We start from the raw sequence: 24,165 nt of genomic DNA, 5'->3' as shown, positions 1-24,165 counted from the left end.
AATTTATTTTAAAGCCGATGTTATAAACAAATGATTGTAAAATGGTATCTTGCAATTAAAACGAGTTAATTATGAGTTTTATTCATTCTGTGCGTCATTTTTTTGAACGTCATGGTTTTGCAGTGTCTTCAAGGTTTGCAGATCGTTTAGGGATGCGAGCCACCAATGTGCGATTATTTTTTATTTACATATCGTTTGTAACCGTTGGCTTGTCGTTTGGTGTTTATTTAACATTGGCTTTTTTGTTGCGATTAAAAGATATGATTTATACAAAAAGAACTTCTGTTTTTGATTTATGATAAAAACAGTATTTAAATCGAGGTTATATAAAGCAATTTTATATTCAGTATTAATTTTGTCAATAGGGGTAGGAGGGTATTTAATATTATTCAATTATTCTTTTATTGATGCATTATATATGACCATTATTACCATTACTACAATCGGTTTTGGAGAAGTACATCCGTTTGGTACAGGAGAAAAAATATTTACGATCGGTTTAATATTATCGAGTTTATTTATTTTCGGTTATGCAGTATCCTCATTTTCAGAATATTTAATAAGCGGACAGTTCTTTCGTCAACTAAAAATAAAAAAAGTGCAAAAAAAAATAGAAAAATTAAAAGGGCACACTATTGTTTGTGGGTTTGGTAGAAACGGTAAACAGGCCATATCAAAACTAAATAGCTATAATAAAGATTTTGTTGTTGTAGAAAAGCACGAAGAGGTTATTAAACAATTAGATGAAAAAGGAATCTTAAATATTGAAGGAGATGCAACAACGGATGAAGCATTACTGAAAGCAGGTATTTTAAATGCAGCGAATTTAATAACAGTTTTACCTTCGGATGCTGACAATCTATTTGTGGTATTAACCGCAAGTCAACTAAATAAAAAGTGTAGAATAATAAGCAGAGCATCTAAAGAAACTTCTTACAGTAAACTTAAAATAGCAGGTGCAGATAATGTAATTATGCCAGATAAATTAGGTGGTGCGCATATGGCATCTTTAGTGGTTACACCAGATGTAATTGAATTTGTAGATAGATTAACAATAGAAGGAGATACGACTGCTAATTTAGAAGAAATTGCTATAGATAATTTACCTAAAGAATATTTAAATAGTACAATTTTCGATTTAGATCTTCGTAAAAAAACAGGATGCACTGTTATCGGTTATCGAACTACGGATAAAGAATATATTATAAATCCGGATGCTACGGTAAAACTAACAGCAGGAGCAAACTTAATTGTTTTAGGTCGTCCAGAACAAATAATTAAATTAAGAGAATTATTTTAGAAAACATTATAGTTATTATAATGAATATTGATTTTTTTAAATTAAAAATAATTGCAAGAAGATTTACATAAATTTAAAGAAAAACTAACTTAAAAGTACATTTAACGCTTAAAACTTGTTGAAAGTACAATTTTTTAAGATATTGCGCATTACAAATTTAAAAAAAACTAACATACTTAATTATGAAGAAAAGACTTCTTACGTTGTTATTATTAATAACACCGATGTTGACATTTGCACAAGAAAAAGGTTTAGACCAAAAAATAGATGAAGTCTTTGGCGATGCTACAGGGTGGTTTGTTAATTTTATTTTCTATCAAATTGATTTTGGAGGAGGAGTTAAAATTTTCTGGGTTCTTTTCCCTTTAATCTTAGGAGCCTTATATTTTACAGTGTATTTTAAATTTATAAATTTTAAAGGTTTTTTTACCTCAATAAATATTGTTAGAGGTAAATACGATGAGCTAGATCATCATGAATCAATGGTTGCAGCGGGTGATTCTACTCCAGGAGGAGATAATATAGAAACGATTGCAATAGAAAATCATGAAGGAGAAGTTTCTCACTTTCAGGCACTAACAGCAGCTTTATCAGCAACTGTAGGTTTAGGAAATATAGCAGGTGTAGCAATTGCTGTTTCAATTGGTGGAGCAGGAGCAACATTTTGGATGATAGTAGCGGGTTTTTTAGGGATGGCATCTAAATTTGTGGAATGTACATTAGGAGTAAAATATAGAGATATTGGTGAAGACGGAACAGTGTACGGAGGGCCAATGTATTATTTAACAAAAGGATTAAAATCAAAAGGTCTTGAAGGTTTAGGGAAAATTTTAGCTATTGTTTTTGCTGTATTCGTAATTGGTGGTTCATTTGGAGGTGGTAACATGTTTCAAGTAAATCAAGCAGCTCAGTTATTTGAACATATGACAGGAGGTCAAGAGTCATTTATACATGGTTATAGATGGGCTTTTGGTTTAGTAATGGCAACACTAGTAGGTATTGTAATTATTGGAGGGATTAAAAAAATAGCAAAGGTTACAGATAAAATTGTGCCATTTATGGTTGTAATTTATGTGTTAGCATCATTGTTTGTTATCATTGTAAATTACGATATGATAGGTGGAGCTTTTGGACAAATATTTAATGGGGCATTTAGTCCTGAAGGAGTTGCAGGTGGAGCAGTAGGAGTTTTAGTACAAGGATTTAGACGAGCAGCTTTTTCTAATGAAGCAGGAGTAGGTTCGGCATCAATAGCGCATTCAGCAGTGAAAACTAAATACGCAGCATCAGAAGGTTTAGTAGCTTTATTAGAGCCTTTTATTGATACTGTTGTGGTTTGTACAATGACAGCATTAGTATTAATAATTACAGGAAACGTTACTTCTGCTAACGCAGGATTAGATGATGCACAAGCAATCTTATTAACATCAGGAGCTTTCCAATCAGCTATCTCATGGTTTCCATATGTATTAACTGTAGCAGTAGTTTTATTTGCTTTTAGTACAATGATTTCTTGGTCTTATTACGGATATCAAGGTTGGGCGTATTTATTTGGAAGGTCTAAAAAAATGGAATATGCGTATAAAACAATATTTTGTCTTTTTGTAATTGTAGGAGCTTCTATTAGTTTAGGATCTGTAATAGGTTTCTCAGATGCAATGATTTTTGCGATGATGGTTCCTAACATGATCGGACTAGTACTTCTAGCACCGAAAGTTAAAAAAGAACTTTCAAAATATATGAAAGCAATAAAGTCTAGCGAGGCATAAGAAAACTTAATATGAAAATATTTAAATCCCATTTCTGGTATCACAAACGCCAAAGAAATGGGATTTTCTTTTTGGTGGTAATTATAGTTATTCTTCAGTTTGTTTATTTCTTTGTTGATTTTTCTTCGGATGCAATAATTGATACAAACTCTGAAGAATTACTTGTTTGTCAGAATAAAATTGATAGCTTAAAGAAAGTTGAATTAGAAAAAAGAAAACCTAAAATATATCCTTTCAATCCTAATTATATTACAGATTTTAAAGGAGAGCAGTTAGGTTTATCTCTTCAAGAAATAGATAGATTACATGCTTATCGCGCACAGCGTAAATTTGTAAACTCAGCACAAGAATTCCAGCAAATAACAAAAGTATCAGATAGCTTATTGAATAAGATTTCGCCTTATTTTAAATTTCCAGATTGGGTTGTAAAAAGAAATAAATTACAAGAAACGGTAAAGTCAAAAGTGAATTCTGATGATGAGGTGCTGTTATTGAAAAAAGCTGTAATCTCAACAAACGACATCAATAAAGCTACACAGGAGGATTTTGAAACTGTTAGTGGTGTTGGATCAGTAATTTCAGCACGAATTATAAAATACCGAAAAAAACTACAAGGCTTTTCATTTACCATGCAGATATATGAAGTTTGGGCAATTGATAAACCAACTGCAATTAGAATCTTACAAAGGTTTAAAATCCATCAAAAACCATCAATCCAAAAAATAAATATAAACACGGCTACTTTTAAAGAAATACTTGCTAACCCATATATAGATTATAAGTTGTGTAAAAGTATTTTTGAATACAGGGATGAGGTGGCAGAAATTCAGCAAATATCAGAAATAAAAAACATAGGTAGTTTTCCGATTGATAAATACGACAGAATAGTTCTATATTTGAAGGCAGAATAAACAAACAACAACAAAATATATAATTATGAACAGTATGTACTTTACTGAAGAGCACGACTTTTTTCGTCAGAGCTTTAAAGATTTCTTGCAAAAAGAAGTTGTTCCTCATATAAATAAATGGGAAAAAGACGGAACCGTAGAGCGTTTCATCTGGAAAAAATTTGGTGAGATGGGCTATTTCGGATTAAATCAACCAGAAGAATATGGTGGTTTAGGCTTAGATCTTTTTTATACTGTGATTTTTTTAGAAGAATTACAAAAAATAAACTCAGGTGGTTTTGCTGCAAATATGTGGGCACATGCCTACTTAGCAATGACACATTTAAATAAAGAAGGAGACGATAGAATCAAAAAAGAATATTTAACTCCAAGTATTAACGGAGATAAGATAGGATGTTTGTGTATTTCTGAACCTTTCGGAGGAAGTGATGTTGCAGGTATGCGTACTACTGCAATTAAAAAAGGAGATACCTATGTAATTAACGGATCTAAAACTTTTATTACAAACGGTATCTATTCTGATTACTTAGTAGTTGCAGCAAAAACAAATCCAGACGATAAACATAAAGGAATGAGTATTCTTTTGGTAGATAGAAATACACCAGGAATTTCATCAACCAAATTAGATAAACTAGGTTGGAGAGCTTCAGATACAGCAGAAATTGCATTTGATAATGTAGTTATTCCTGCAGAAAATTTAATGGGCGAAGAAGGAAAAGGCTTTCCGTATATAATGCAACATTTTGCTTTAGAGCGTTTAATAATGGCTATCAATGCACATGCAAGAGCAGAATATGCTGTAGATTATGTGATAACATATATGAGCGAAAGAGAGGCTTTTGGTAAAACATTAGATAAATTCCAAGCCTTACGTCATAAAGTAGCCGAAATGGCTTCTAAAGTAGATATGTGTAGAGAATATAATTATTCGATTACAAAAAGACTAAACGAAGGTGTTTATGTGGTAAAAGAGGCAAGTATGAGTAAAATGTTATCTACCAAAATGGCAGATGAAGTTATATACGATGCATTGCAATTACTAGGAGGATATGGTTATATGGAAGAATATCCGTTAGCGCGTTTGTTAAGAGATAGCCGTTTAGGGCCAATTGGTGGAGGTACTTCCGAAATTTTGAAAGAAATTATCGCAAAAATGATAATCGATAAAAAAGAATACAAACCAGCAACCTAATTTTTTAAATACAATATAAAAGATATTTTGGGCATTCCCTTTCAGGTCGCGCTTTACACTATATCTTTTTTATAAAAAAATAAAAAAGGATGCCGTTTCAATCGCTAATGCGATAATGAAATTCAAAATAAGTAAAAAATTAATTGTTAATTAAAAAAGACTCAGTACATTTGCAGTCCTAAAAATAAAAATTTAGAGACTACAATGAAGGGAGGTGCTAACACATGTTAATTATTCCAATTAAAGAAGGAGAGAATATCGATAGAGCGTTAAAACGTTACAAGCGAAAGTTCAGAGATGTTAAAATCTTAAGACAATTACGCGACAAAAAACAGTTTAACAAACCATCTGTCGTTAAACGTGCTCAAATGAAAAAAGCCTCTTATGTTCAAGGATTAAGAACGAAAGAAGAAGTAAGCTAGAAATAGTTTATAAAGAGTAATATAAAACCTGTATTGATTTATCAATACAGGTTTTTTTGTATATTTATTTCAGTAAAAACAAAACCAATGCTTGTAGCAGCTTTCTTAAGATATCTCGAACACGAAAAAAACTATTCAAAAAACACCATTAATGCATATAATGCAGATATAACTGCATTTCAAAATTTTTGTGTGACTGAATTTGAGCAAAATGAGTTAACGACAATTCATTATAATCAAATAAGAACTTGGATAGTTGCACTTGTAAATAAAGAGGTGTCAAATAGAAGTGTGAATAGAAAGATGAGTTCTTTAAAAACCTTTTACGGCTTCTTGCAAAAAATAGGTGAAATACAAATTAATCCATTAGCAAAACATAAAGCGTTAAAAGTTCAAAAGAAAATACAAACACCATTTGAGCTAGACGAGGTAGATAAAGTATTAGATATATTAAATGAAGATACTGATTTTGAATCAGTAAGAAACAAGTTGATTGTTGAGTTGTTGTATTCAACAGGAATGCGAAGAATAGAGTTGATTAATATTAAAGAAAAAGATATCGATTTTGCTAAGCAAGTAGTGAAGGTTTTAGGAAAAAGAAATAAAGAGCGATACGTTATGTTGCTTCCGTCAGTTTTAAATACTTTAAATCAGTATTTAAGCTTAAAAAAAGAATATGAGTTAGTTAGTGTAGAAGCGCTTTTGATAACTAAAAAAGGGGTTAAAATTTATGAAACTCTTGTGTACCGAATAATAAATTTGTACTTTAGTAGAGTGTCAACGAAAGCTAAAAAAAGTCCGCATATATTAAGACATGCTTTTGCTACGCATTTACTTAATAACGGTGCGTCGTTAAATTCGGTTAAAGAATTACTAGGGCATTCAAGTTTAGCCGCTACTCAAGTGTATACGCATAATAGCTTAGAGCAGATAAAAAAAGTGTATAACAAGGCTCATCCTAGAGAGTCAAAATAAAGATTGAAAAAATTATGAAAGTATTCACGCAGTCAGTAAACTTTACAGCAGATAAAAGTTTGATAGATTACATTGAAAAGAAGATAGAAGGTTTAGAGAAGTTTCATGATAAGATTGTTGATGTAGAGGTTTTTTTAAAAGTACAGAAAACAAGTGAAAAAGAAAATAAAATTACAGAGATTAAAATTAATATACCTGGAAGTGAATTAATGGTGAAAAAACAAGCTAAAACCTTTGAAGAGGGTGTAAACACTGCGGTAGATTCATTAAAAAGAAGTTTAAAAAAATCAAAAGAAAAACAACGAGATTCTTTAGTATCATAAAAAGATAAAAATTAATCTAAAAAAGTTTTAAAATATAGAAATTACTTTATACATTTGCAATCCGTTAGAAATAGCGGATTGTTTTTTTATGACAATAAAAGCCGATGTAGCTCAGCTGGCTAGAGCAGCTGATTTGTAATCAGCAGGTCGGAGGTTCGAGTCCTCTCATCGGCTCAAAGTAAAGAAAGTTCTTTAACATAGTTTTAAATTACCAAGGGGAGATACCAAAGCGGCCAACTGGGACGGACTGTAACTCCGTTGTCTTACGACTTCGCAGGTTCGAATCCTGCTCTCCCCACTTTTTTAAAACCAATTAATTGATATATCAAGCTTCAACTTTTGATTATTAATGAAAGGTTTTAAAAATACGCGAAAGTAGCTCAGTTGGTAGAGCGTCAGCCTTCCAAGCTGAATGTCGCCAGTTCGAACCTGGTCTTTCGCTCTATAATAATTATCCAGGCCGGTGTAGCTCAGTTGGTAGAGCGCATCCTTGGTAGGGATGAGGTCACCGGTTCAAATCCGGTCATTGGCTCTTTTTTAGAGTTTTTTTAAAAAAGAATTTAAAGTAACACTAAATATATTTAACTAAGAATTAAAATTAATAATCATGGCAAAAGAAACTTACGATCGTTCGAAGCCCCACTTAAACGTTGGTACAATTGGTCACGTAGATCACGGTAAAACTACATTAACTGCTGCTATCACTAAAGTATTAAGTGATGCAGGATTCTCTGAAGCTAGAGATTTTGATCAAATCGATAACGCACCAGAAGAAAAAGAAAGAGGTATAACAATTAACTCTTCTCACGTTGAATATGCAACAGAAAACCGTCACTACGCGCACGTAGACTGTCCAGGTCACGCCGATTACGTAAAGAACATGGTAACTGGTGCTGCTCAAATGGATGGAGCTATATTAGTAGTAGCTGCAACAGATGGTCCAATGCCACAAACTCGTGAGCATATCTTATTAGGTCGTCAGGTAGGTATTCCACGTATGGTTGTTTTCTTAAACAAGGTGGATATGGTTGATGATGAAGAGTTACTTGAGTTAGTAGAAATGGAAGTAAGAGAATTATTATCTTTCTATGAGTATGATGGAGATAATGGTCCTGTTGTTGCTGGTTCTGCTTTAGGAGCTTTAAATGGTGAAGAAAAATGGGTTAACACTGTATTAGAATTAATGGCAGCTGTTGATGCATGGATCGAAGAGCCTTTAAGAGAAACTGAAAAGGATTTCTTAATGCCAATTGAAGATGTATTCTCAATTACAGGTCGTGGTACTGTTGCTACTGGTCGTATTGAAACTGGTATCATCAACTCTGGTGAGTCTGTAGATATTATCGGTATGGGTACTGAGAAGTTAACTTCTACAGTAACTGGTATTGAAATGTTCCGTCAAATCTTAGATAGAGGTGAGGCAGGAGATAACGCTGGTATCTTATTAAGAGGTATTGCAAAAGAAGATATTAAAAGAGGAATGGTAATCTGTAAGCCAGGTTCTGTAACTCCACACGCTAAGTTTAAAGCTGAGGTGTATGTGTTGAAAAAAGAAGAAGGTGGACGTCACACTCCATTCCATAACAACTATCGTCCACAGTTTTACGTACGTACAACTGATGTAACTGGAAACATTATGCTTCCTGATGGAGTTGAAATGGTTATGCCTGGAGATAACTTAACTATTACAGTTGATTTAATCCAACCAATTGCATTAAACTTAGGTTTACAGTTTGCTATCCGTGAAGGAGGTAGAACAGTAGGTGCAGGTCAGGTAACTGAAATTTTAGACTAATCAATTAGTCAATATTATAAAAAAGGAGTCTCTTTAATGAGAGACTCCTTTTAAAATAAAATACGGGCGTAGTTCAGCGGTAGAGCACTGGTCTCCAAAACCAGGTGTCGGGAGTTCGAATCTCTCCGTCCGTGCATAATTAAAGCGAGTTGCAATATTAATTGCAACTCGTTAAAAGGATAAGAAAATGAATAACTTTATACAATACATCAAGGGTTCTTTTGAAGAGCTTAATACAAATATGACATGGGCTTCTCGTGAAGAAGCGCAAAAGTCTACTGTAGTTGTTGCGGCATTTACAATTGTTTTTGCTTTAGTGGTAGCAGGGGTAGATAAAGTTTTTCAAACAGGGTTAGATAACTTCTTTAAAATGTTTTAATAATGGCTGATTCAGTAATGAAATGGTACGTAGTTAGAGCAGTAGGAGGACAGGAAAATAAGGTTAAAGCCTATATTGAAACTGAAATCGCTCGTTTCGGATTGACAGATTATGTAAACCAAGTAATTGTACCAACCGAAAAAGTTATTCAAGTAAGAAACGGAAAGAAAGTTAACAGAGAAAGAGTTTATTTTCCTGGTTATATAATGGTAGAAGCTAATTTAGCAGGTGAAGTTCCTCACGTAATAAAGTCGGTAACAAATGTTATTGGTTTTTTAGGTGAAACTAAAGGAGGAGAACCAGTGCCAATGCGTAAATCAGAAGTAAACAGATTGTTAGGAAAAGTTGATGAACTTTCTGTAAGAGATGAAAATATTGCAATTCCTTTTAATGTAGGAGAAACAGTAAAAGTAATCGATGGTCCTTTTAATGGTTTTGACGGAGCAGTTGAAAACATTAATGAGGAGAAGCGTAAATTAGAAGTGATGGTTAAGATTTTTGGAAGAAAAACACCGTTAGAATTAAATTATACGCAAGTAGAAAAAATATAATCGTTACACCTATATTTAGATGTGTTTGAAGCTTCCATTTTAAACATGTCGTTAAATCTTAAACAATGGCAAAAGAAGTAAGTAAATTAGTTAAACTACAAGTAAGGGGAGGTGCTGCGAATCCGTCGCCACCAGTTGGACCCGCTTTAGGTGCTGCCGGTGTTAATATCATGGAGTTTTGTAAGCAGTTTAATGCTCGTACACAAGACAAACAAGGTAAAGTTTTACCTGTCGTGATTACTGTTTATAAAGACAAATCTTTCGAGTTTGTTGTAAAAACACCACCAGCTGCAGTACAATTATTAGAAGCGGCCAAAATTAAGAAGGGTTCAGGAGAACCAAATAGGAAAAAAGTAGCAAGTGTTTCTTGGGATCAAATTCGAGGAATTGCAGAAGACAAAATGGTTGATATGAATGCCTTTGAAGTTGAATCTGCAATGAGAATGATTGCCGGAACTGCTCGTTCTATGGGATTAACAGTAACAGGTGATGCACCTGCTTAAACTTTAAAAGAAATTTAGAAATGGCAATTACTAGAAAGCAAAAAGAAGCTCGTTCTAAGGTAGATAGCTCTAAAGTTTACAGCTTAAAAGATGCATCAGCTTTAGTTAAAGAAATTACAACTGTAAAATTTGACGCTTCAGTTGATTTAGCTGTACGTTTAGGAGTAGATCCTCGTAAAGCAAATCAAATGGTACGTGGAGTTGTAACTTTACCTCACGGAACAGGAAAGGATGTTAAAGTATTAGCATTAGTTACTCCAGATAAAGAAGCAGAAGCTACAGCAGCAGGTGCAGATTATGTTGGATTAGATGAATACCTTCAAAAGATTAAAGGAGGTTGGACAGATGTTGATGTTATAATTACTATGCCAAGTGTTATGGGAAAATTAGGTCCTTTAGGTCGTGTTTTAGGACCAAGAGGTTTAATGCCTAACCCAAAAACTGGTACAGTAACTATGAATGTTGCAAAAGCAGTACAAGAAGTAAAAGCTGGTAAAATTGACTTTAAAGTTGATAAAACTGGTATTGTACACGCTGCAATCGGAAAAGTATCTTTTGATGCTCAGAAGATTCAAGAAAATGCAAATGAGTTATTACAAACGTTAATTAAACTAAAGCCAACAGCGGCTAAAGGAGATTATATAAAGAGTATTTTTATGTCTTCTACTATGAGTCCTAGTGTTGCTGTAGATGAAAAATCTGTGTCTTTATAAGACAGTTAAACTTTTAATTATGACAAGAGAAGACAAATTACAAGTAATAGAAGATTTAACAGCAAGATTAGCAGATACAAGTACCATCTATTTAGCAGATATTTCTGGTTTAGATGCAGTTACTACATCTAACTTACGTAGAGCTTGTTTTAAAGCAAACGTAGAATTGGCTGTTGTTAAAAACACATTGCTTTCAAAAGCAATGGAAGCTTCTGATAAAGATTTTGGTGATTTACCAAACGCTTTAAAAGGAAATACTTCAATGATGATTTCTGAGGTGTCAAATGCACCAGCAAAAGTTATCAAAGAGTTCAGAAAAAAATCAGACAAACCTTTATTAAAAGGAGCTTTTGTTGAAGAGTCAGTTTATGTTGGAGATGACCAATTAGACGCACTTGTTAACATTAAGTCTAAAGAAGAACTTATTGGAGATATTATCTCATTATTACAATCGCCTGCTAAGAATGTTGTTTCAGCATTACAATCAGGAGGTAATAAATTATCTGGTATCTTAAAGACATTATCAGATAAATAATTTCGCGCACTAATAAACTAATAATAAAATTTCAAAAAACAATTAAAATGGCAGATTTAAAAGATTTCGCAGAGCAATTAGTTAACTTAACAGTAAAAGAAGTTAATGAATTAGCTGATATTTTAAAAGATGAGTACGGTATTGAGCCAGCAGCAGCAGCAGTAGCAGTAGCAGGTCCAGCAGCAGGAGGAGATGCAGCTGAAGAAAAAACTGAATTTGATGTGATCTTAAAAGCAGCAGGTGGTTCTAAATTAGCTGTAGTAAAGTTAGTTAAAGAATTAACTGGATTAGGTTTAAAAGACGCTAAAGCAATCGTTGATAGTGCACCAGCACCAATCAAAGAAGGAGTAACTAAAGATGAAGCAGAAGGTCTTCAAAAATCTTTAGAAGAAGCAGGAGCTGAAGTAGAGCTTAAGTAAGCTATACTCCCGATTTAAAACGGGATAAAACAATTAAGGTTTAGGTACTAGGAACATGCGTTTCTAGTCCTAAACCATTTTGTGTATATATTCGTTATTTATTTTATTACAGTTTTAAAACGGTAATAATACGACTATAAAGCGCTGATTTTAAGTCGGCAAAGCAATTAAAATTGCATTATTGAAACGAGAAAGTTTCAAAAAATAATATTTTTAATTTAAAAATAGCATCTCTTTTGGCAACGATAAACACTACTGAAAGAATTAACTTCGCATCATCGCAATTAGGTACCGATTATCCAGATTTTCTGGATATCCAGGTAAAGTCATTCCAAGACTTTTTCCAATTGCAAACTAAAGCTGATGAGCGTGGTGAAGAAGGTTTGTATAAAACCTTCATGGATAACTTTCCGATTACAGATACACGTAATCAATTTGTATTAGAATTTTTAGACTACTTTGTAGATCCACCAAGATATAGCATTCAAGAATGTATAGAAAGAGGATTAACACATAGTGTACCTTTAAAAGCTAGATTAAAGCTTTACTGTACAGATCCTGAACACGAAGATTTCGAAACAATTGTTCAAGATGTGTATTTAGGTACAATTCCTTACATGACTAATTCTGGTACCTTTATTATTAATGGTGCAGAAAGAGTTGTGGTTTCTCAGTTACACCGTTCACCTGGTGTTTTCTTTGGACAATCTTTCCACGCAAACGGAACCAAGTTATACTCTGCAAGAGTTATTCCTTTTAAAGGATCTTGGATAGAATTTGCAACTGATATCAATCAAGTAATGTACGCTTATATTGATAGAAAGAAAAAATTACCAGTAACTACGTTATTCAGAGCCATCGGTTTTGAAAGAGATAAAGATATATTGGAAATCTTTGATTTAGCCGAAGAAGTAAAAGTTTCTAAAGCAGGATTAAAGAAAGTATTAGGGCGTAAACTAGCAGCTAGAGTTTTAAAAACTTGGCATGAAGATTTCGTAGATGAGGATACAGGAGAAGTTGTATCTATTGAACGTAACGAAATAGTTTTTGACCGTGATACCATCATAGAAAAAGAACATATTGATGAAATAATCGATGCAGGAGCAAAAACTATCTTATTACATAAGGTAGATAATGACATGGCAGATTATGCAATCATTCACAATACATTACAAAAAGATCCTACCAATTCTGAAAAAGAAGCAGTAGAGCATGTTTATAGACAATTACGTAATGCTGAGCCGCCAGATGAGGAGACAGCAAGAGGAATTATTGAAAAATTATTCTTCTCTGAGCAACGTTATAGTTTAGGTGAAGTTGGTCGTTTTAGAATGAACACCAAATTACAGTTAAACGAACCGATTGATCAGAAGGTATTAACAAAGAATGATATTATTACGATTATCAAATACTTAATTGAGTTAATTAACTCAAAAGCAGAAGTAGATGATATCGATCACTTATCTAACCGTCGTGTAAGAACTGTTGGTGAACAATTAGCAGGTCAGTTTGGTGTAGGTTTAGCTCGTATGGCTCGTACTATTCGTGAAAGAATGAATGTACGTGATAACGAAGTATTTACTCCGATTGATTTAATTAATGCGAAGACCTTATCTTCAGTAATTAATTCGTTTTTTGGTACTAACCAGTTATCTCAATTTATGGATCAAACCAATCCATTAGCAGAGATTACGCACAAACGTCGTTTATCTGCACTAGGACCTGGAGGTTTATCTAGAGAAAGAGCAGGTTTTGAGGTTCGTGATGTTCACTATACACATTACGGTCGTTTATGTCCGATTGAAACGCCAGAAGGGCCGAATATTGGATTAATTTCATCTTTAGCTGTATTTGCAAAAGTTAATAATTTAGGTTTCATTGAAACTCCTTATAAAAAGGTAATTGAAGGAAACATCGAATTAGATCAAGAGCATATATATTTAAGTGCTGAAGAAGAAGAAGGAATGAAATTTGCACAATCTAATTTAGAGATTAATGCAGATGGAGATTTCGTTGGAGATAAATTAATTTCACGTGAAGGGGGAGATTTCCCTGTAGTAACACCAACTGAAATTGATTATATGGATGTTGCTCCTAACCAGATAGCATCTATTTCTGCATCGTTAATTCCTTTCTTAGAGCATGATGATGCCAACCGTGCATTAATGGGATCGAACATGATGCGTCAAGCAGTTCCATTATTACGTCCAGAATCACCAATTGTAGGTACAGGTTTAGAACGTAGAGTCGCAAAAGATTCTCGTATCTTAATCAATGCTGAAGGTGCTGGAGTTGTTGAGTATGTTGATGCAAACAAGATAAAAATTAAGTATGACAGAACAGATGAAGAGCGTTTAGTAAGCTTCGAATCTGATGATATTTCATATAACTTAATTAAGTTTAGAAAAACGAATCAAGGTACAAACATCAACCTTAAACCAATTGTAAAAGTTGGTGATAGAGTTGAAGAAGGTCAAGTACTTTGTGAAGGTTATGCAACACAAAAAGGAGAACTAGCTTTAGGTAGAAACATGAAAGTAGCCTTTATGCCTTGGAAAGGGTATAACTTTGAGGATGCGATTGTAATTTCTGAAAAAGTTGTTCGTGAAGATATCTTTACTTCTATACATATTGATGAATATTCTTTAGATGTTCGTGATACAAAATTAGGAGCCGAAGAATTAACAAACGATATTCCTAACGTTTCTGAAGAGGCTACAAAAGACTTAGATGAAAACGGAATGATTCGTATTGGAGCAGAAGTAAATCCTGGTGATATCTTAATAGGTAAAATTACACCAAAAGGAGAATCTGACCCAACTCCTGAAGAAAAATTATTAAGAGCTATCTTTGGTGATAAAGCAGGTGATGTAAAAGATGCATCATTAAAAGCTTCACCATCATTAAGAGGGGTAGTAATTAATAAGAAATTATTCAAACGTGCTGTAAAAGATAAAACAAAACGTGCTCGTGATAAAGAAGCAATTGCAACTTTAGAAGCATCTTATGTACATAAGTTTGAAGATTTAAAAGATGTATTAATTGAAAAATTATTCAATTTAATTACAGGAAAAACTTCTCAAGGTGTATTTAACGATTTAGGTGAAGAAGTATTACCAAAAGGTAAAAAATTCACTCAAAAAATGTTAAATTCTGTAGGTGATTTTACACACTTACATGGAACTTGGACTACAGATAAAGACTTAAATAGATTAGTTGTTGAATTAGTTCACAATTATAAAATTAAAGTTAACGATTTACAAGGTGCTTTACGTCGTGAGAAATTTACAATTTCTGTAGGAGATGAATTACCAGCAGGAATCTTAAAACTTGCAAAAATTTATGTTGCTAAAAAACGTAAATTAAAAGTAGGAGATAAGATGGCGGGACGTCACGGAAACAAAGGTATTGTTGCTCGTATTGTAAGAGCAGAAGACATGCCTTTCTTAGAAGACGGAACACCAGTAGATATTGTATTAAACCCATTAGGAGTACCATCTCGTATGAATATTGGTCAGATTTATGAAACTGTTCTTGGATGGGCAGGTCAAAAATTAGATCAGAAGTATGCAACACCAATTTTTGATGGAGCAAACATCGACCAAATTAACGCCTTAACAGACGAAGCTAAAATTCCACGTTACGGACATACATATTTATATGATGGAGGTACAGGAAAACGTTTCGATCAACCAGCAACGGTAGGTATAATTTATATGATTAAGTTAGGTCACATGATTGAAGATAAGATGCATGCGCGTTCTATCGGACCTTATTCATTAATTACACAACAACCATTAGGAGGTAAAGCTCAGTTTGGTGGACAGCGTTTTGGAGAGATGGAAGTTTGGGCACTTGAAGCATATGGTGCATCAAGTATCTTACGAGAAATCTTAACAGTGAAATCTGATGATGTATTAGGTAGAGCCAAAACTTACGAGGCTATCGTAAAAGGTGAAACTATGCCAGAACCAGGTTTACCAGAATCTTTTAATGTATTAATGCACGAACTGAAAGGTTTAGGGTTAGACGTTAAATTAGAGGAATAACAAACAGTGAAATATTAGTAGGTAATTTTTGTAATTGCCTACTAATAAATCATTTTAAATATACGTCTCATTAAGAGGCAAATTTTTAATTCGAATCCATTACTTATTATGGCAAGAAAGAACGAAAAATACACTGTTAAAAAGTTTAACAAAATTTCAATTGGTTTAGCATCACCAGAGTCTATTTTAGAGGCATCAAGAGGTGAGGTTTTAAAACCAGAAACTATTAACTACCGTACACATAAACCAGAAAGAGATGGTTTGTTTTGTGAGCGAATCTTTGGTCCTGTAAAGGATTATGAGTGTGCATGTGGTAAATACAAAAGAATCCGTTATAAAGGAATCATTTGTGACCGATGTGGAGTTGAAGTTACTGAGAAAAAAGTACGTAGAGATAGAGTAGGACACATTAATTTAGTGGTACCTGTAGCACACATTTGGTATTTTAGATCATTACCTAACAAAATGGGATACCTTTTGGGGTTACCATCTAAAAAGTTAGACATGATTATTTACTACGAACGTTATGTAGTAATTCAGCCAGGTGACGCTAAAACTGTTGACGGAGAGCCATTGCAAAAAATGGACTTCTTAACAGAAGAAGAGTATTTAGATATTTTAGATACACTTCCACAAGAGAATATGTATTTAGATGATACTGATCCTACGAAGTTTATCGCTAAAATGGGAGCAGAGTGTTTAATCGATTTATTAGAAAGAATCGATTTAGAATCGTTATCATTTGAATTACGTCACAAAGCAAATACTGAAACGTCTAAGCAACGTAAAAACGAAGCTTTAAAGCGTTTAAATGTTGTTGAAGCTTTTAGAGATTCTCAAAAAAATAGAGAAAACAATCCAGAGTGGATGATCATGAAGGCAGTACCAGTTATACCGCCAGAATTACGTCCATTAGTGCCATTAGATGGTGGTCGTTTTGCTACTTCAGATTTAAATGATTTATACCGTCGTGTAATTATCCGTAACAATCGTTTAAAGCGATTAATGGAAATTAAAGCACCAGAAGTTATTTTACGTAATGAAAAACGTATGTTACAAGAATCAGTAGATTCATTGTTTGATAACACTCGTAAATCATCTGCAGTAAAAACTGAATCTAACAGACCATTAAAATCGTTATCTGATAGTTTAAAAGGTAAACAAGGTCGTTTCCGTCAAAACTTATTAGGTAAGCGTGTTGATTATTCTGCACGTTCGGTAATTGTTGTTGGACCAGAATTAAAATTATTCGAATGTGGATTGCCAAAAGACATGGCAGCAGAATTATACAAGCCTTTCGTTATTCGTAAGTTAATCGAAAGAGGTATTGTAAAAACTGTAAAATCTGCAAAGAAAATTATAGATAGAAAAGAACCTGTTGTTTGGGATATTTTAGAAAATGTAATTAAAGGGCATCCAGTTTTATTAAACCGTGCACCTACGTTACACAGACTTGGTATACAAGCATTCCAACCAAAATTAATTGAAGGTAAAGCAATTCGTTTACACCCATTAGTGTGTACAGCCTTTAATGCCGATTTTGATGGGGACCAGATGGCTGTTCACTTGCCATTAGGACCAGAAGCTATTTTAGAAGCACAACTTTTAATGTTAGCATCTCACAGTATTTTAAACCCTGCAAACGGAGCACCTATTACGGTACCGTCTCAGGATATGGTATTGGGTCTTTATTATATGACTAAAGAAAGAAAATCTACTCCTGAAGTGCCTATTAAAGGTGAAGGATTAACTTTTTATTCTCCAGAAGAGGTAATTATTGCTTTAAATGAAGAAAAAGTAGATTTAAATGCAGGTATTAAAGTTCGTACGCACGATGTAGAAGACGGGCAAGATGTTATTAAAGTTATAGCAACTACGGTTGGTAGAGTTTTATTTAACGAAAAAGTACCGAAAGCTGCAGGATATATTAATGAGGTTTTAACTAAAAAATCATTAAGAGGAATTATTGGTGATATTTTAAAAGTTACAAACATTCCAGCAGTAGGAGATTTCTTAGATGAAATTAAAAACATGGGATATAAATATGCCTTTGAAGGTGGTTTATCATTCTCATTAGGGGATATTATTATTCCACCAGAAAAGCATACAATGATTGCTGAAGCTAATAAAGAAGTAGATGCAATTGTAGGAAACTATAACATGGGTATGTTAACGCAAAAAGAGCGTTATAATCAGGTAATTGATATTTGGGGAAGAACCAATAATCAATTAACAGAATTATCTATGAAGCGTTTACGTGAAGACCAACAAGGATTTAACTCGGTATTTATGATGTTAGACTCTGGAGCACGTGGATCTAAAGAGCAAATTCGTCAGTTAACTGGTATGCGTGGATTAATGGCAAAGCCTAAAAAATCGACAGCTGGTGGTGGAGAAATTATTGAGAATCCAATTCTTTCTAACTTTAAGGAAGGATTATCAATTCTTGAATACTTTATATCAACACACGGTGCACGTAAAGGATTAGCCGATACTGCATTAAAAACTGCCGATGCAGGTTACTTAACTCGTCGTTTAGTAGATGTATCTCAAGATGTAATTGTAAATGAAGTTGATTGTGGTACTTTAAGAGGACTAGAAGTAGCTCCATTAAAGAAAAATGATGAAATTGTAGAATCTTTAAGTGATAGAATTACAGGTCGTACAGCATTACATAATGTATACGCTCCTAATTCAGATGATCTTTTAGTAGCATCAGGAGAATTAATTACATTTACATTAGCTGATAAAATTCAAGCTAGTGGAATTGATAAAGTAGAAGTTCGTTCAGCATTAACATGTGAATCTCAAAGAGGTATTTGTGAAAAATGTTATGGACAATCTTTATCAACAGGTAAAAAAGTTCAAAGAGGTGAAGCAGTTGGTGTAATTGCAGCACAATCTATTGGAGAACCTGGTACACAGTTAACATTACGTACATTCCACGTTGGTGGGGTTGCAGGTAATATTTCTGAAGAGAATAAGTTAATTGCAAAATTCGATGGTAAAGTTAAAATTGAAGATTTACGTACTGTAAATGGTAAAGATAACGACGGTAAAGAAATTGAAATCGTTATTTCACGTACAGCGGAAATCAAAATTATTGATAAAAAGACTGATATCGTATTAAGTACAAATATTATCCCTTATGGATCGATTATCTTTAATAAAGATATGAAAACCATCAAAAAAGGAGATGCTGTTTGTCAATGGGATCCATTTAACGGAGTTATCGTATCAGAATTTGGAGGTAAAGTTAAGTTTGACAATTTAGAACAAGGTATTAATTACTCTGTTGAAATTGATGAACAAACAGGTTTCCAAGAAAAGGTAATGATCGATTCTAAAAACAAGAAAATCATTGCTTCATTAATTATTGAAGATGCTGATGGTAATGCTTTACGTTCGTATAGTTTACCAGTAGGTGCTCACTTAATGGTTAGTGATGGTGATAAAGTAGCAACAGGTCATACTTTAGTTAAGATTCCACGTAAGTCTGGTAAAGCAGGGGATATTACAGGAGGTTTACCACGTGTAACAGAATTATTTGAAGCACGTAACCCATCTAACCCAGCAGTAATTGCTCAGATTGATGGTGTAGTATCTTTCGGTAAAATTAAGCGTGGTAATCGTGAAATTATTATTGAATCTAAAACAGGTGATATTACTAAGTACTTAGTAAAATTATCTAATCAGATTTTAGTTCAAGAAAACGATTTCATTAAAGCAGGTATGCCGTTATCTGACGGAGCAACAACTCCGATAGATATCTTAAACATTAAAGGACCTTCTGCAGTACAAGAATACTTAGTAAACGAAATTCAAGAAGTATATCGTTTACAGGGTGTAAAAATTAATGACAAGCATTTCGAAGTAGTAGTACGTCAAATGATGCGTAAAGTTAGAATTATTGACTCTGGAGATACTTTATTCTTAGAGAACCAATTAATTCATAAAAATGACTTTATCACAGATAACGATGCTATCTATGGAATGAAAGTTGTTGAAGATGCTGGGGATTCTGAGAATTTACAACCAGGTCAAATGGTTTCAGCTCGTCAATTAAGAGATGAAAATTCAATTTTACGTAGAGCAGATAAAAACTTAGTAGCAGCTCGTGATGCGAAACCAGCAACAGCTGAACAAGTATTACAAGGTATTACTAGAGCTTCGTTACAAACGAAATCATTTATATCAGCAGCGTCATTCCAGGAAACAACTAAAGTATTAAATGAAGCCGCTGTAAACGGTAAAATTGATACCTTAGAAGGATTAAAAGAAAATGTAATTGTTGGTAAACGTATACCAGCAGGAACAGGAATGAGATCTTACGATAACCAAATCGTAGGACCTAGAGATGAAATGGAAAAAAGTTTATAATTTCTAATGTAAAAGGCCTCTAAATTTTTAGAGGCTTTTTTTTTAATTTTTATTATGGAAGAAAATAAAGATCCACAATTAAATATTGAGTTAGATCAGGATGTTGCTGAAGGAACGTATAGTAACCTAGCAATTATTAATCATTCAGTATCTGAATTTATAGTAGATTTTATAAATATAATGCCAGGGGTGCCTAAGGCAAAAGTAAAATCTAGAATTATTTTAACACCACAACACGCTAAAAGATTAACAAAGGCTTTGGCTGAAAATGTTAGAAAATTTGAACAAGCACACGGTGAAATAAAAGATTACGAGCAAGTACCAATTCCGATGAATTTTGGAGGAACAACAGGTGAAGCTTAAAGTTTAAAACGTCTATTATTAGACGTTTTTTTTTGCTCTAAATCGAAATTTAAAAACCTGTAGAAATATCTTTTAAAGCTTGAGAGTCAAGAATAAAAACCTCTTTACCTTTTAAGTCAATTAATTTTTTCTTTTTAAATTCAGAAAGTAAGCGAATAGCCGATTCGGTAGCTGTACCTATAATATTAGCGATATCTTCACGAGATAAAAGTATATCTAAAGCGCCATTTTCATTTTTAGCAAACTTGTTTTCAAGGCTTAATAAAGTTGCTGCTAAACGTTGTTTAACAGTTTTCTGAGCCATATCAACAATAAAATTATCAGCAGTTTTAAGAGATGAAGCCATGTTTTTAAGAATATCCATGGTAAACTTCGGATTATCTTCTAAATCCCTCACAATTTCTTCTTTTGGAATAAAACAAATTTCCATATCATTTACAGCAATGGCTTTTAAGTTAGAACTTTCGTCGTTTATTAAGCTACGTTCTCCTAATAAATCTCCTTTTCTTACCAAATTTACAATCTGATCTCTACCATTGTCACTCATTTTCGAAACCTTACAAACACCATCTTTAATACAAAAAACACCATTTATATGTTCGCCTTCTTCAAATAAAACGGTTCCTTTTTTTATTGTTTTAGACGTTTTACAACCAGCAATCCTAACCAATTCATCTTTTGTAAGTGATTTTAAAGAATTAAATTGACGAATGATACATTGTTCACATTTACTCATGGTGGTAGTCTGTTAAGGAGATTCAAAGATAGCGAAAAGCTGATAAATATCATATTTTTATTAGGGTTGATATATGATCTTTGTAACAGGCAAAAGAGTAAATATGGAAAACACAATATGTTTTCATTGTGGTAACGAATGCGATACTAAAACCATTTCTGTAAAGGAGAAGTTTTTTTGTTGCAATGGATGTAAAACGGTTTTTGAAATTTTTTCAGAAAACGATTTAACATGTTATTATGATTTTCAAAACAATCCAGGAGCTATTCCTGAAGAGATTAAGGGGAAATACGATTTTCTTGACAACGTAGCTATTGTTGATAAACTGTTAGAGTTTAATGACGGTAACATACATGTTGTAAATTTATATATTCCACATATACATTGTAGTTCGTGTATTTGGGTATTAGAAAATTTACATAAATTACAAAGAAATGTTAGTGCTTCGCAAGTTGATTTTCCTAAAAAGACAGTACGGATTACGTACGATTCGGATGTTATTTCATTAAAAGAAATTGTAGTACTATTAAGTACAATCGGTTACGAACCTTATATTAGTCTAGAGGATTACGAAGTCGGAAAAAAGAAAGTAGACAGAAGCTTGATTTATAAATTAGGCATCGCTGGATTTTCTTTCGGAAATGTAATGTTTTTATCATTTCCAGAATATTTTGAAGTATCCGGTTTTTGGTTAGAGCATTATAAAGGAATCTTCCGTTGGTTAATGTTTATATTCTCATTACCTGTAGTTTTTTATGCTGCGCAGGATTATTTTATATCGGCTTATAAAGGATTGCGTTCTAAAATTTTAAATATTGATGTTCCGATTGCTTTAGGTATTGCTGTTTTATTTATCCGAAGTTCGGCAGAAATTATTTTTGATTTAGGAACAGGTTTCTTTGATTCTTTAACAGGATTGGTTTTCTTTTTACTGTTAGGTAAGTTTTTTCAGCAAAAAACTTACAATTTCCTGTCTTTCGAACGTGATTATAAATCGTATTTTCCGATTGCGGTAACAAGAATTTCATCCGAAGGAAAAGAAGAAAATGTACAAATATATGATGTTGAAAAAGGAAATCGACTGCTAATTAGAAATCAAGAATTAATTCCAGTAGACGGAATTTTAATAAAAGGTGCTGCTAAAATTGATTATAGTTTTGTTACAGGAGAAGCAATTCCAGTATCAAAAAAATCAGGTGATAAATTATTTGCGGGAGGAAAGCAATTATCCGGAATCATAGAAATAGAAGTTTTAACATCGGTTTCACAAAGTTATTTAACTCAATTATGGAGTAACGATGTGTTTAAAAAAGATAAAAATTCGTCTTTTAAAACATTAACAGATCGTATTAGTCAGCATTTTACAATTACAATATTATTAATCGCTTTTATTGCTACTGCATTTTGGTTGTATGTTGATGCAAGTAAAGCCTTAAATGTATTTACAGCGGTATTAATTATTGCGTGTCCGTGTGCTATTGCGTTAGCTGCGCCGTTTACTTTAGGAAACATGTTACGCATTTTAGGAAAGAAAAAATTCTATTTAAAAAATGCCACGGTTGTTGAACAATTAGCGGCAATTGATACGGTAATTTTTGATAAAACAGGAACGTTAACAACGAGTAAAGAAAATCAAATTAATTATAAAGGTTGTGAGTTGTCATCCGAAGAAAAAGCAATATTAAAAAGCACGTTGCGAGCGTCAAACCATCCGTTAAGCAGAATGTTATATGGCTCTTTAAATGAAGAAATGGTTTTAGTTGACGATTTTAAAGAACACACAGGAAAAGGTATTGAAGCTATACATGAGCAAACAAAAATAAAAGTAGGGTCATCATCTTTTGTTAAAAATGCAAGCGAACAAGTTAATTTAGATACTTCGGTACATGTAAGTATTAACGATAAATATAAAGGAAAGTATGTATTTAAAAATGCTTACCGAAACGGAGTAGAAAACTTGTTTTCTGAATTAAATTCCAACTATAATTTAGCGGTTGTTTCTGGTGATAATGAAGGAGAAAAGAAATATTTAGAAACGTTGTTACCAAAAAACACTTCGTTTTTATTCAATCAAAAACCAGAAGATAAGTTAGAATACGTTGAAGAATTACAAAATAAAGGAGCACATGTAATTATGATTGGTGATGGTTTAAATGATGCAGGAGCTTTAGCACAAAGTAATGTTGGTATTTCGTTATCAGAAAACATCAATGTGTTTTCACCAGCTTGCGATGCTATTTTAGATGCTTCTAAATTCAATCAAATAGCAAGTTATATTAAAGCTTCAAAAAAAGCAATCAAAATAATTAAATATAGTTTTATACTGTCTTTATGTTATAATTTAATTGGGCTATGTTTTGCAACAACAGGTCAGTTAAAACCAGTAATAGCGGCAATTTTAATGCCATTAAGTTCTATTAGTATTGTTGTGTTTACCACAGTTGCAACAAATTTATTAGGAAGGAAAATAAAATAAAAATTACGAAGTCCATATTGGGCATTTAAATAAAAGAACATATGAAGATAGCCTCATTTTTAGAAGATATTAAGTTTAATGAGAATAAACCAGCAGTATCATTATTGTTAGATACCGATTTTTCGAAAGAAATACGAGTGGTATTTAATAAAGGCCAGGTGATGGAAGACCATCAAGCTCCGTTTGCAATTATTGTTCAGGTACTAAAAGGATGTATCGATTTTGGAGTAGATAACGAAGTAAAACAATTAAATGTGGGTGATTTAATTTCATTAAAACCACAAATAGTTCACAATCTTACGGCTGTAGAAGAAAGTATTGTGCGATTAACATTATCGAAATCAGACACTTTAAAGAGAGTGAAAAACGTATAA

General features: G+C 32.8%; 21 protein-coding genes and 5 tRNA genes. 25 read left to right on the top strand and 1 reads right to left on the bottom strand.

What is annotated here, in order from left to right:
- Positions 1-71 precede the first annotated feature (71 nt).
- The 23 genes from N2251_RS10995 to N2251_RS10885 all read left to right on the top strand — a co-directional run bounded on the left by N2251_RS10995 (position 72) and on the right by N2251_RS10885 (position 20,579).
- Positions 72-299 (top strand): PspC domain-containing protein, encoded by a 228-nt coding sequence (locus N2251_RS10995; RefSeq protein WP_260586761.1) that lies wholly within the window; start codon positions 72-74, stop codon positions 297-299.
- Positions 296-1,300 (top strand): potassium channel family protein, encoded by a 1,005-nt coding sequence (locus tag N2251_RS10990; protein WP_260586760.1) that lies wholly within the window; start codon positions 296-298, stop codon positions 1,298-1,300. Before N2251_RS10995 ends, N2251_RS10990 begins: the two co-directional genes overlap by 4 nt.
- 182 nt (positions 1,301-1,482) lie before the next feature.
- Positions 1,483-3,069, top strand: coding sequence for an alanine/glycine:cation symporter family protein (locus N2251_RS10985; RefSeq protein WP_260586759.1), 1,587 nt, complete (start codon positions 1,483-1,485; stop codon positions 3,067-3,069).
- Positions 3,070-3,080: 11 nt separating this feature from the next.
- Positions 3,081-3,980 (top strand): ComEA family DNA-binding protein, encoded by a 900-nt coding sequence (locus tag N2251_RS10980; protein WP_260586758.1) that lies wholly within the window; start codon positions 3,081-3,083, stop codon positions 3,978-3,980.
- Positions 3,981-4,005: 25 nt separating this feature from the next.
- Positions 4,006-5,172, top strand: a complete 1,167-nt coding sequence (locus tag N2251_RS10975) for an acyl-CoA dehydrogenase family protein (protein ID WP_260586757.1) — start codon at positions 4,006-4,008, stop codon at positions 5,170-5,172.
- A 224-nt stretch (positions 5,173-5,396) separates the two neighbouring features.
- Positions 5,397-5,594 carry a 30S ribosomal protein S21 gene (gene rpsU, locus N2251_RS10970; RefSeq protein WP_028888499.1) on the top strand — a complete coding sequence of 66 codons (198 nt, stop codon included), beginning with the start codon at positions 5,397-5,399 and terminating at the stop codon, positions 5,592-5,594.
- Between the two features lie 87 nt (positions 5,595-5,681).
- Positions 5,682-6,569 (top strand): tyrosine-type recombinase/integrase, encoded by an 888-nt coding sequence (locus N2251_RS10965; protein WP_260586756.1) that lies wholly within the window; start codon positions 5,682-5,684, stop codon positions 6,567-6,569.
- A 14-nt stretch (positions 6,570-6,583) separates the two neighbouring features.
- On the top strand, positions 6,584-6,892 hold the full coding sequence (gene hpf / locus N2251_RS10960) for a ribosome hibernation-promoting factor, HPF/YfiA family (protein ID WP_260586755.1): 309 nt from the start codon (positions 6,584-6,586) through the stop codon (positions 6,890-6,892).
- A gap of 100 nt (positions 6,893-6,992) precedes the next feature.
- A tRNA-Thr gene (locus tag N2251_RS10955) sits at positions 6,993-7,066 on the top strand.
- Positions 7,067-7,107: 41 nt separating this feature from the next.
- Positions 7,108-7,190 (top strand) — tRNA-Tyr (locus tag N2251_RS10950).
- 71 nt (positions 7,191-7,261) lie between these two features.
- A tRNA-Gly gene (locus N2251_RS10945) sits at positions 7,262-7,334 on the top strand.
- A gap of 17 nt (positions 7,335-7,351) precedes the next feature.
- A tRNA-Thr gene (locus tag N2251_RS10940) sits at positions 7,352-7,424 on the top strand.
- Between the two features lie 75 nt (positions 7,425-7,499).
- Positions 7,500-8,687 carry an elongation factor Tu gene (gene tuf / locus N2251_RS10935; protein WP_260586754.1) on the top strand — a complete coding sequence of 396 codons (1,188 nt, stop codon included), beginning with the start codon at positions 7,500-7,502 and terminating at the stop codon, positions 8,685-8,687.
- 62 nt (positions 8,688-8,749) lie between these two features.
- Positions 8,750-8,821, top strand: a tRNA-Trp gene (locus tag N2251_RS10930).
- Positions 8,822-8,874: 53 nt separating this feature from the next.
- Entirely contained in the window at positions 8,875-9,066 is a 192-nt protein-coding gene (gene secE / locus N2251_RS10925) for a preprotein translocase subunit SecE (protein WP_218773120.1), read from the top strand.
- Between the two features lie 2 nt (positions 9,067-9,068).
- A complete protein-coding gene (gene nusG, locus N2251_RS10920) occupies positions 9,069-9,617 on the top strand; it encodes a transcription termination/antitermination protein NusG (protein ID WP_260586753.1) in 549 nt (182 codons plus the stop codon).
- Positions 9,618-9,682: 65 nt separating this feature from the next.
- The gene (gene rplK, locus N2251_RS10915; protein ID WP_260586752.1) at positions 9,683-10,120 is read left to right on the top strand and encodes a 50S ribosomal protein L11; all 438 of its coding nucleotides are present in this window, start codon (positions 9,683-9,685) and stop codon (positions 10,118-10,120) included.
- A 20-nt stretch (positions 10,121-10,140) separates the two neighbouring features.
- Positions 10,141-10,833 carry a 50S ribosomal protein L1 gene (gene rplA / locus N2251_RS10910; protein ID WP_260586751.1) on the top strand — a complete coding sequence of 231 codons (693 nt, stop codon included), beginning with the start codon at positions 10,141-10,143 and terminating at the stop codon, positions 10,831-10,833.
- Between the two features lie 19 nt (positions 10,834-10,852).
- Complete coding sequence (gene rplJ / locus N2251_RS10905; RefSeq protein WP_260586750.1) at positions 10,853-11,368, top strand: 50S ribosomal protein L10; 516 nt, start codon at positions 10,853-10,855, stop codon at positions 11,366-11,368.
- Between the two features lie 47 nt (positions 11,369-11,415).
- Positions 11,416-11,787 (top strand): 50S ribosomal protein L7/L12, encoded by a 372-nt coding sequence (gene rplL, locus N2251_RS10900; RefSeq protein ID WP_260586749.1) that lies wholly within the window; start codon positions 11,416-11,418, stop codon positions 11,785-11,787.
- Positions 11,788-12,023: 236 nt separating this feature from the next.
- Complete coding sequence (rpoB, locus tag N2251_RS10895; protein ID WP_260586748.1) at positions 12,024-15,836, top strand: DNA-directed RNA polymerase subunit beta; 3,813 nt, start codon at positions 12,024-12,026, stop codon at positions 15,834-15,836.
- Between the two features lie 108 nt (positions 15,837-15,944).
- On the top strand, positions 15,945-20,216 hold the full coding sequence (gene rpoC, locus N2251_RS10890; protein ID WP_260586747.1) for a DNA-directed RNA polymerase subunit beta': 4,272 nt from the start codon (positions 15,945-15,947) through the stop codon (positions 20,214-20,216).
- Between the two features lie 54 nt (positions 20,217-20,270).
- Positions 20,271-20,579 (top strand): DUF3467 domain-containing protein, encoded by a 309-nt coding sequence (locus tag N2251_RS10885; protein WP_218773112.1) that lies wholly within the window; start codon positions 20,271-20,273, stop codon positions 20,577-20,579.
- Positions 20,580-20,628: 49 nt separating this feature from the next.
- Here the strand turns inward: N2251_RS10885 and N2251_RS10880 are convergent, their stop codons facing one another.
- Entirely contained in the window at positions 20,629-21,315 is a 687-nt protein-coding gene (locus N2251_RS10880; RefSeq protein WP_260586746.1) for a Crp/Fnr family transcriptional regulator, read from the bottom strand.
- Positions 21,316-21,418: 103 nt separating this feature from the next.
- Between N2251_RS10880 and N2251_RS10875 the strand changes: the two genes are divergently transcribed.
- Positions 21,419-23,791 (top strand): heavy metal translocating P-type ATPase, encoded by a 2,373-nt coding sequence (locus N2251_RS10875; protein ID WP_260586745.1) that lies wholly within the window; start codon positions 21,419-21,421, stop codon positions 23,789-23,791.
- 41 nt (positions 23,792-23,832) lie between these two features.
- The gene (locus N2251_RS10870; RefSeq protein ID WP_260586744.1) at positions 23,833-24,165 is read left to right on the top strand and encodes a cupin domain-containing protein; all 333 of its coding nucleotides are present in this window, start codon (positions 23,833-23,835) and stop codon (positions 24,163-24,165) included.

Origin of the sequence: Tenacibaculum haliotis (assembly GCF_025215075.1) — a bacterium.
Lineage (GTDB): Bacteria > Bacteroidota > Bacteroidia > Flavobacteriales > Flavobacteriaceae > Polaribacter > Polaribacter haliotis_B.
This window is presented reverse-complemented; position numbering and strand designations above follow the sequence as displayed.

Coding starts and splice junctions, on each gene's coding strand:
- nusG (WP_260586753.1), top strand. CDS start 9,069: ATGGCTGATTCAGTAATGAAATGGTACGTAGTTAGAGCAGTAGGAGGA.
- N2251_RS10880 (WP_260586746.1), bottom strand. CDS start 21,315: ATGAGTAAATGTGAACAATGTATCATTCGTCAATTTAATTCTTTAAAA.
- N2251_RS10885 (WP_218773112.1), top strand. CDS start 20,271: ATGGAAGAAAATAAAGATCCACAATTAAATATTGAGTTAGATCAGGAT.
- N2251_RS10985 (WP_260586759.1), top strand. CDS start 1,483: ATGAAGAAAAGACTTCTTACGTTGTTATTATTAATAACACCGATGTTG.
- N2251_RS10995 (WP_260586761.1), top strand. CDS start 72: ATGAGTTTTATTCATTCTGTGCGTCATTTTTTTGAACGTCATGGTTTT.
- tuf (WP_260586754.1), top strand. CDS start 7,500: ATGGCAAAAGAAACTTACGATCGTTCGAAGCCCCACTTAAACGTTGGT.
- N2251_RS10980 (WP_260586758.1), top strand. CDS start 3,081: ATGAAAATATTTAAATCCCATTTCTGGTATCACAAACGCCAAAGAAAT.
- rplJ (WP_260586750.1), top strand. CDS start 10,853: ATGACAAGAGAAGACAAATTACAAGTAATAGAAGATTTAACAGCAAGA.
- N2251_RS10975 (WP_260586757.1), top strand. CDS start 4,006: ATGAACAGTATGTACTTTACTGAAGAGCACGACTTTTTTCGTCAGAGC.
- N2251_RS10990 (WP_260586760.1), top strand. CDS start 296: ATGATAAAAACAGTATTTAAATCGAGGTTATATAAAGCAATTTTATAT.
- rplA (WP_260586751.1), top strand. CDS start 10,141: ATGGCAATTACTAGAAAGCAAAAAGAAGCTCGTTCTAAGGTAGATAGC.
- rplL (WP_260586749.1), top strand. CDS start 11,416: ATGGCAGATTTAAAAGATTTCGCAGAGCAATTAGTTAACTTAACAGTA.
- rpsU (WP_028888499.1), top strand. CDS start 5,397: ATGTTAATTATTCCAATTAAAGAAGGAGAGAATATCGATAGAGCGTTA.
- secE (WP_218773120.1), top strand. CDS start 8,875: ATGAATAACTTTATACAATACATCAAGGGTTCTTTTGAAGAGCTTAAT.
- N2251_RS10870 (WP_260586744.1), top strand. CDS start 23,833: ATGAAGATAGCCTCATTTTTAGAAGATATTAAGTTTAATGAGAATAAA.
- rpoC (WP_260586747.1), top strand. CDS start 15,945: ATGGCAAGAAAGAACGAAAAATACACTGTTAAAAAGTTTAACAAAATT.
- rplK (WP_260586752.1), top strand. CDS start 9,683: ATGGCAAAAGAAGTAAGTAAATTAGTTAAACTACAAGTAAGGGGAGGT.
- N2251_RS10875 (WP_260586745.1), top strand. CDS start 21,419: ATGGAAAACACAATATGTTTTCATTGTGGTAACGAATGCGATACTAAA.
- N2251_RS10965 (WP_260586756.1), top strand. CDS start 5,682: ATGCTTGTAGCAGCTTTCTTAAGATATCTCGAACACGAAAAAAACTAT.
- hpf (WP_260586755.1), top strand. CDS start 6,584: ATGAAAGTATTCACGCAGTCAGTAAACTTTACAGCAGATAAAAGTTTG.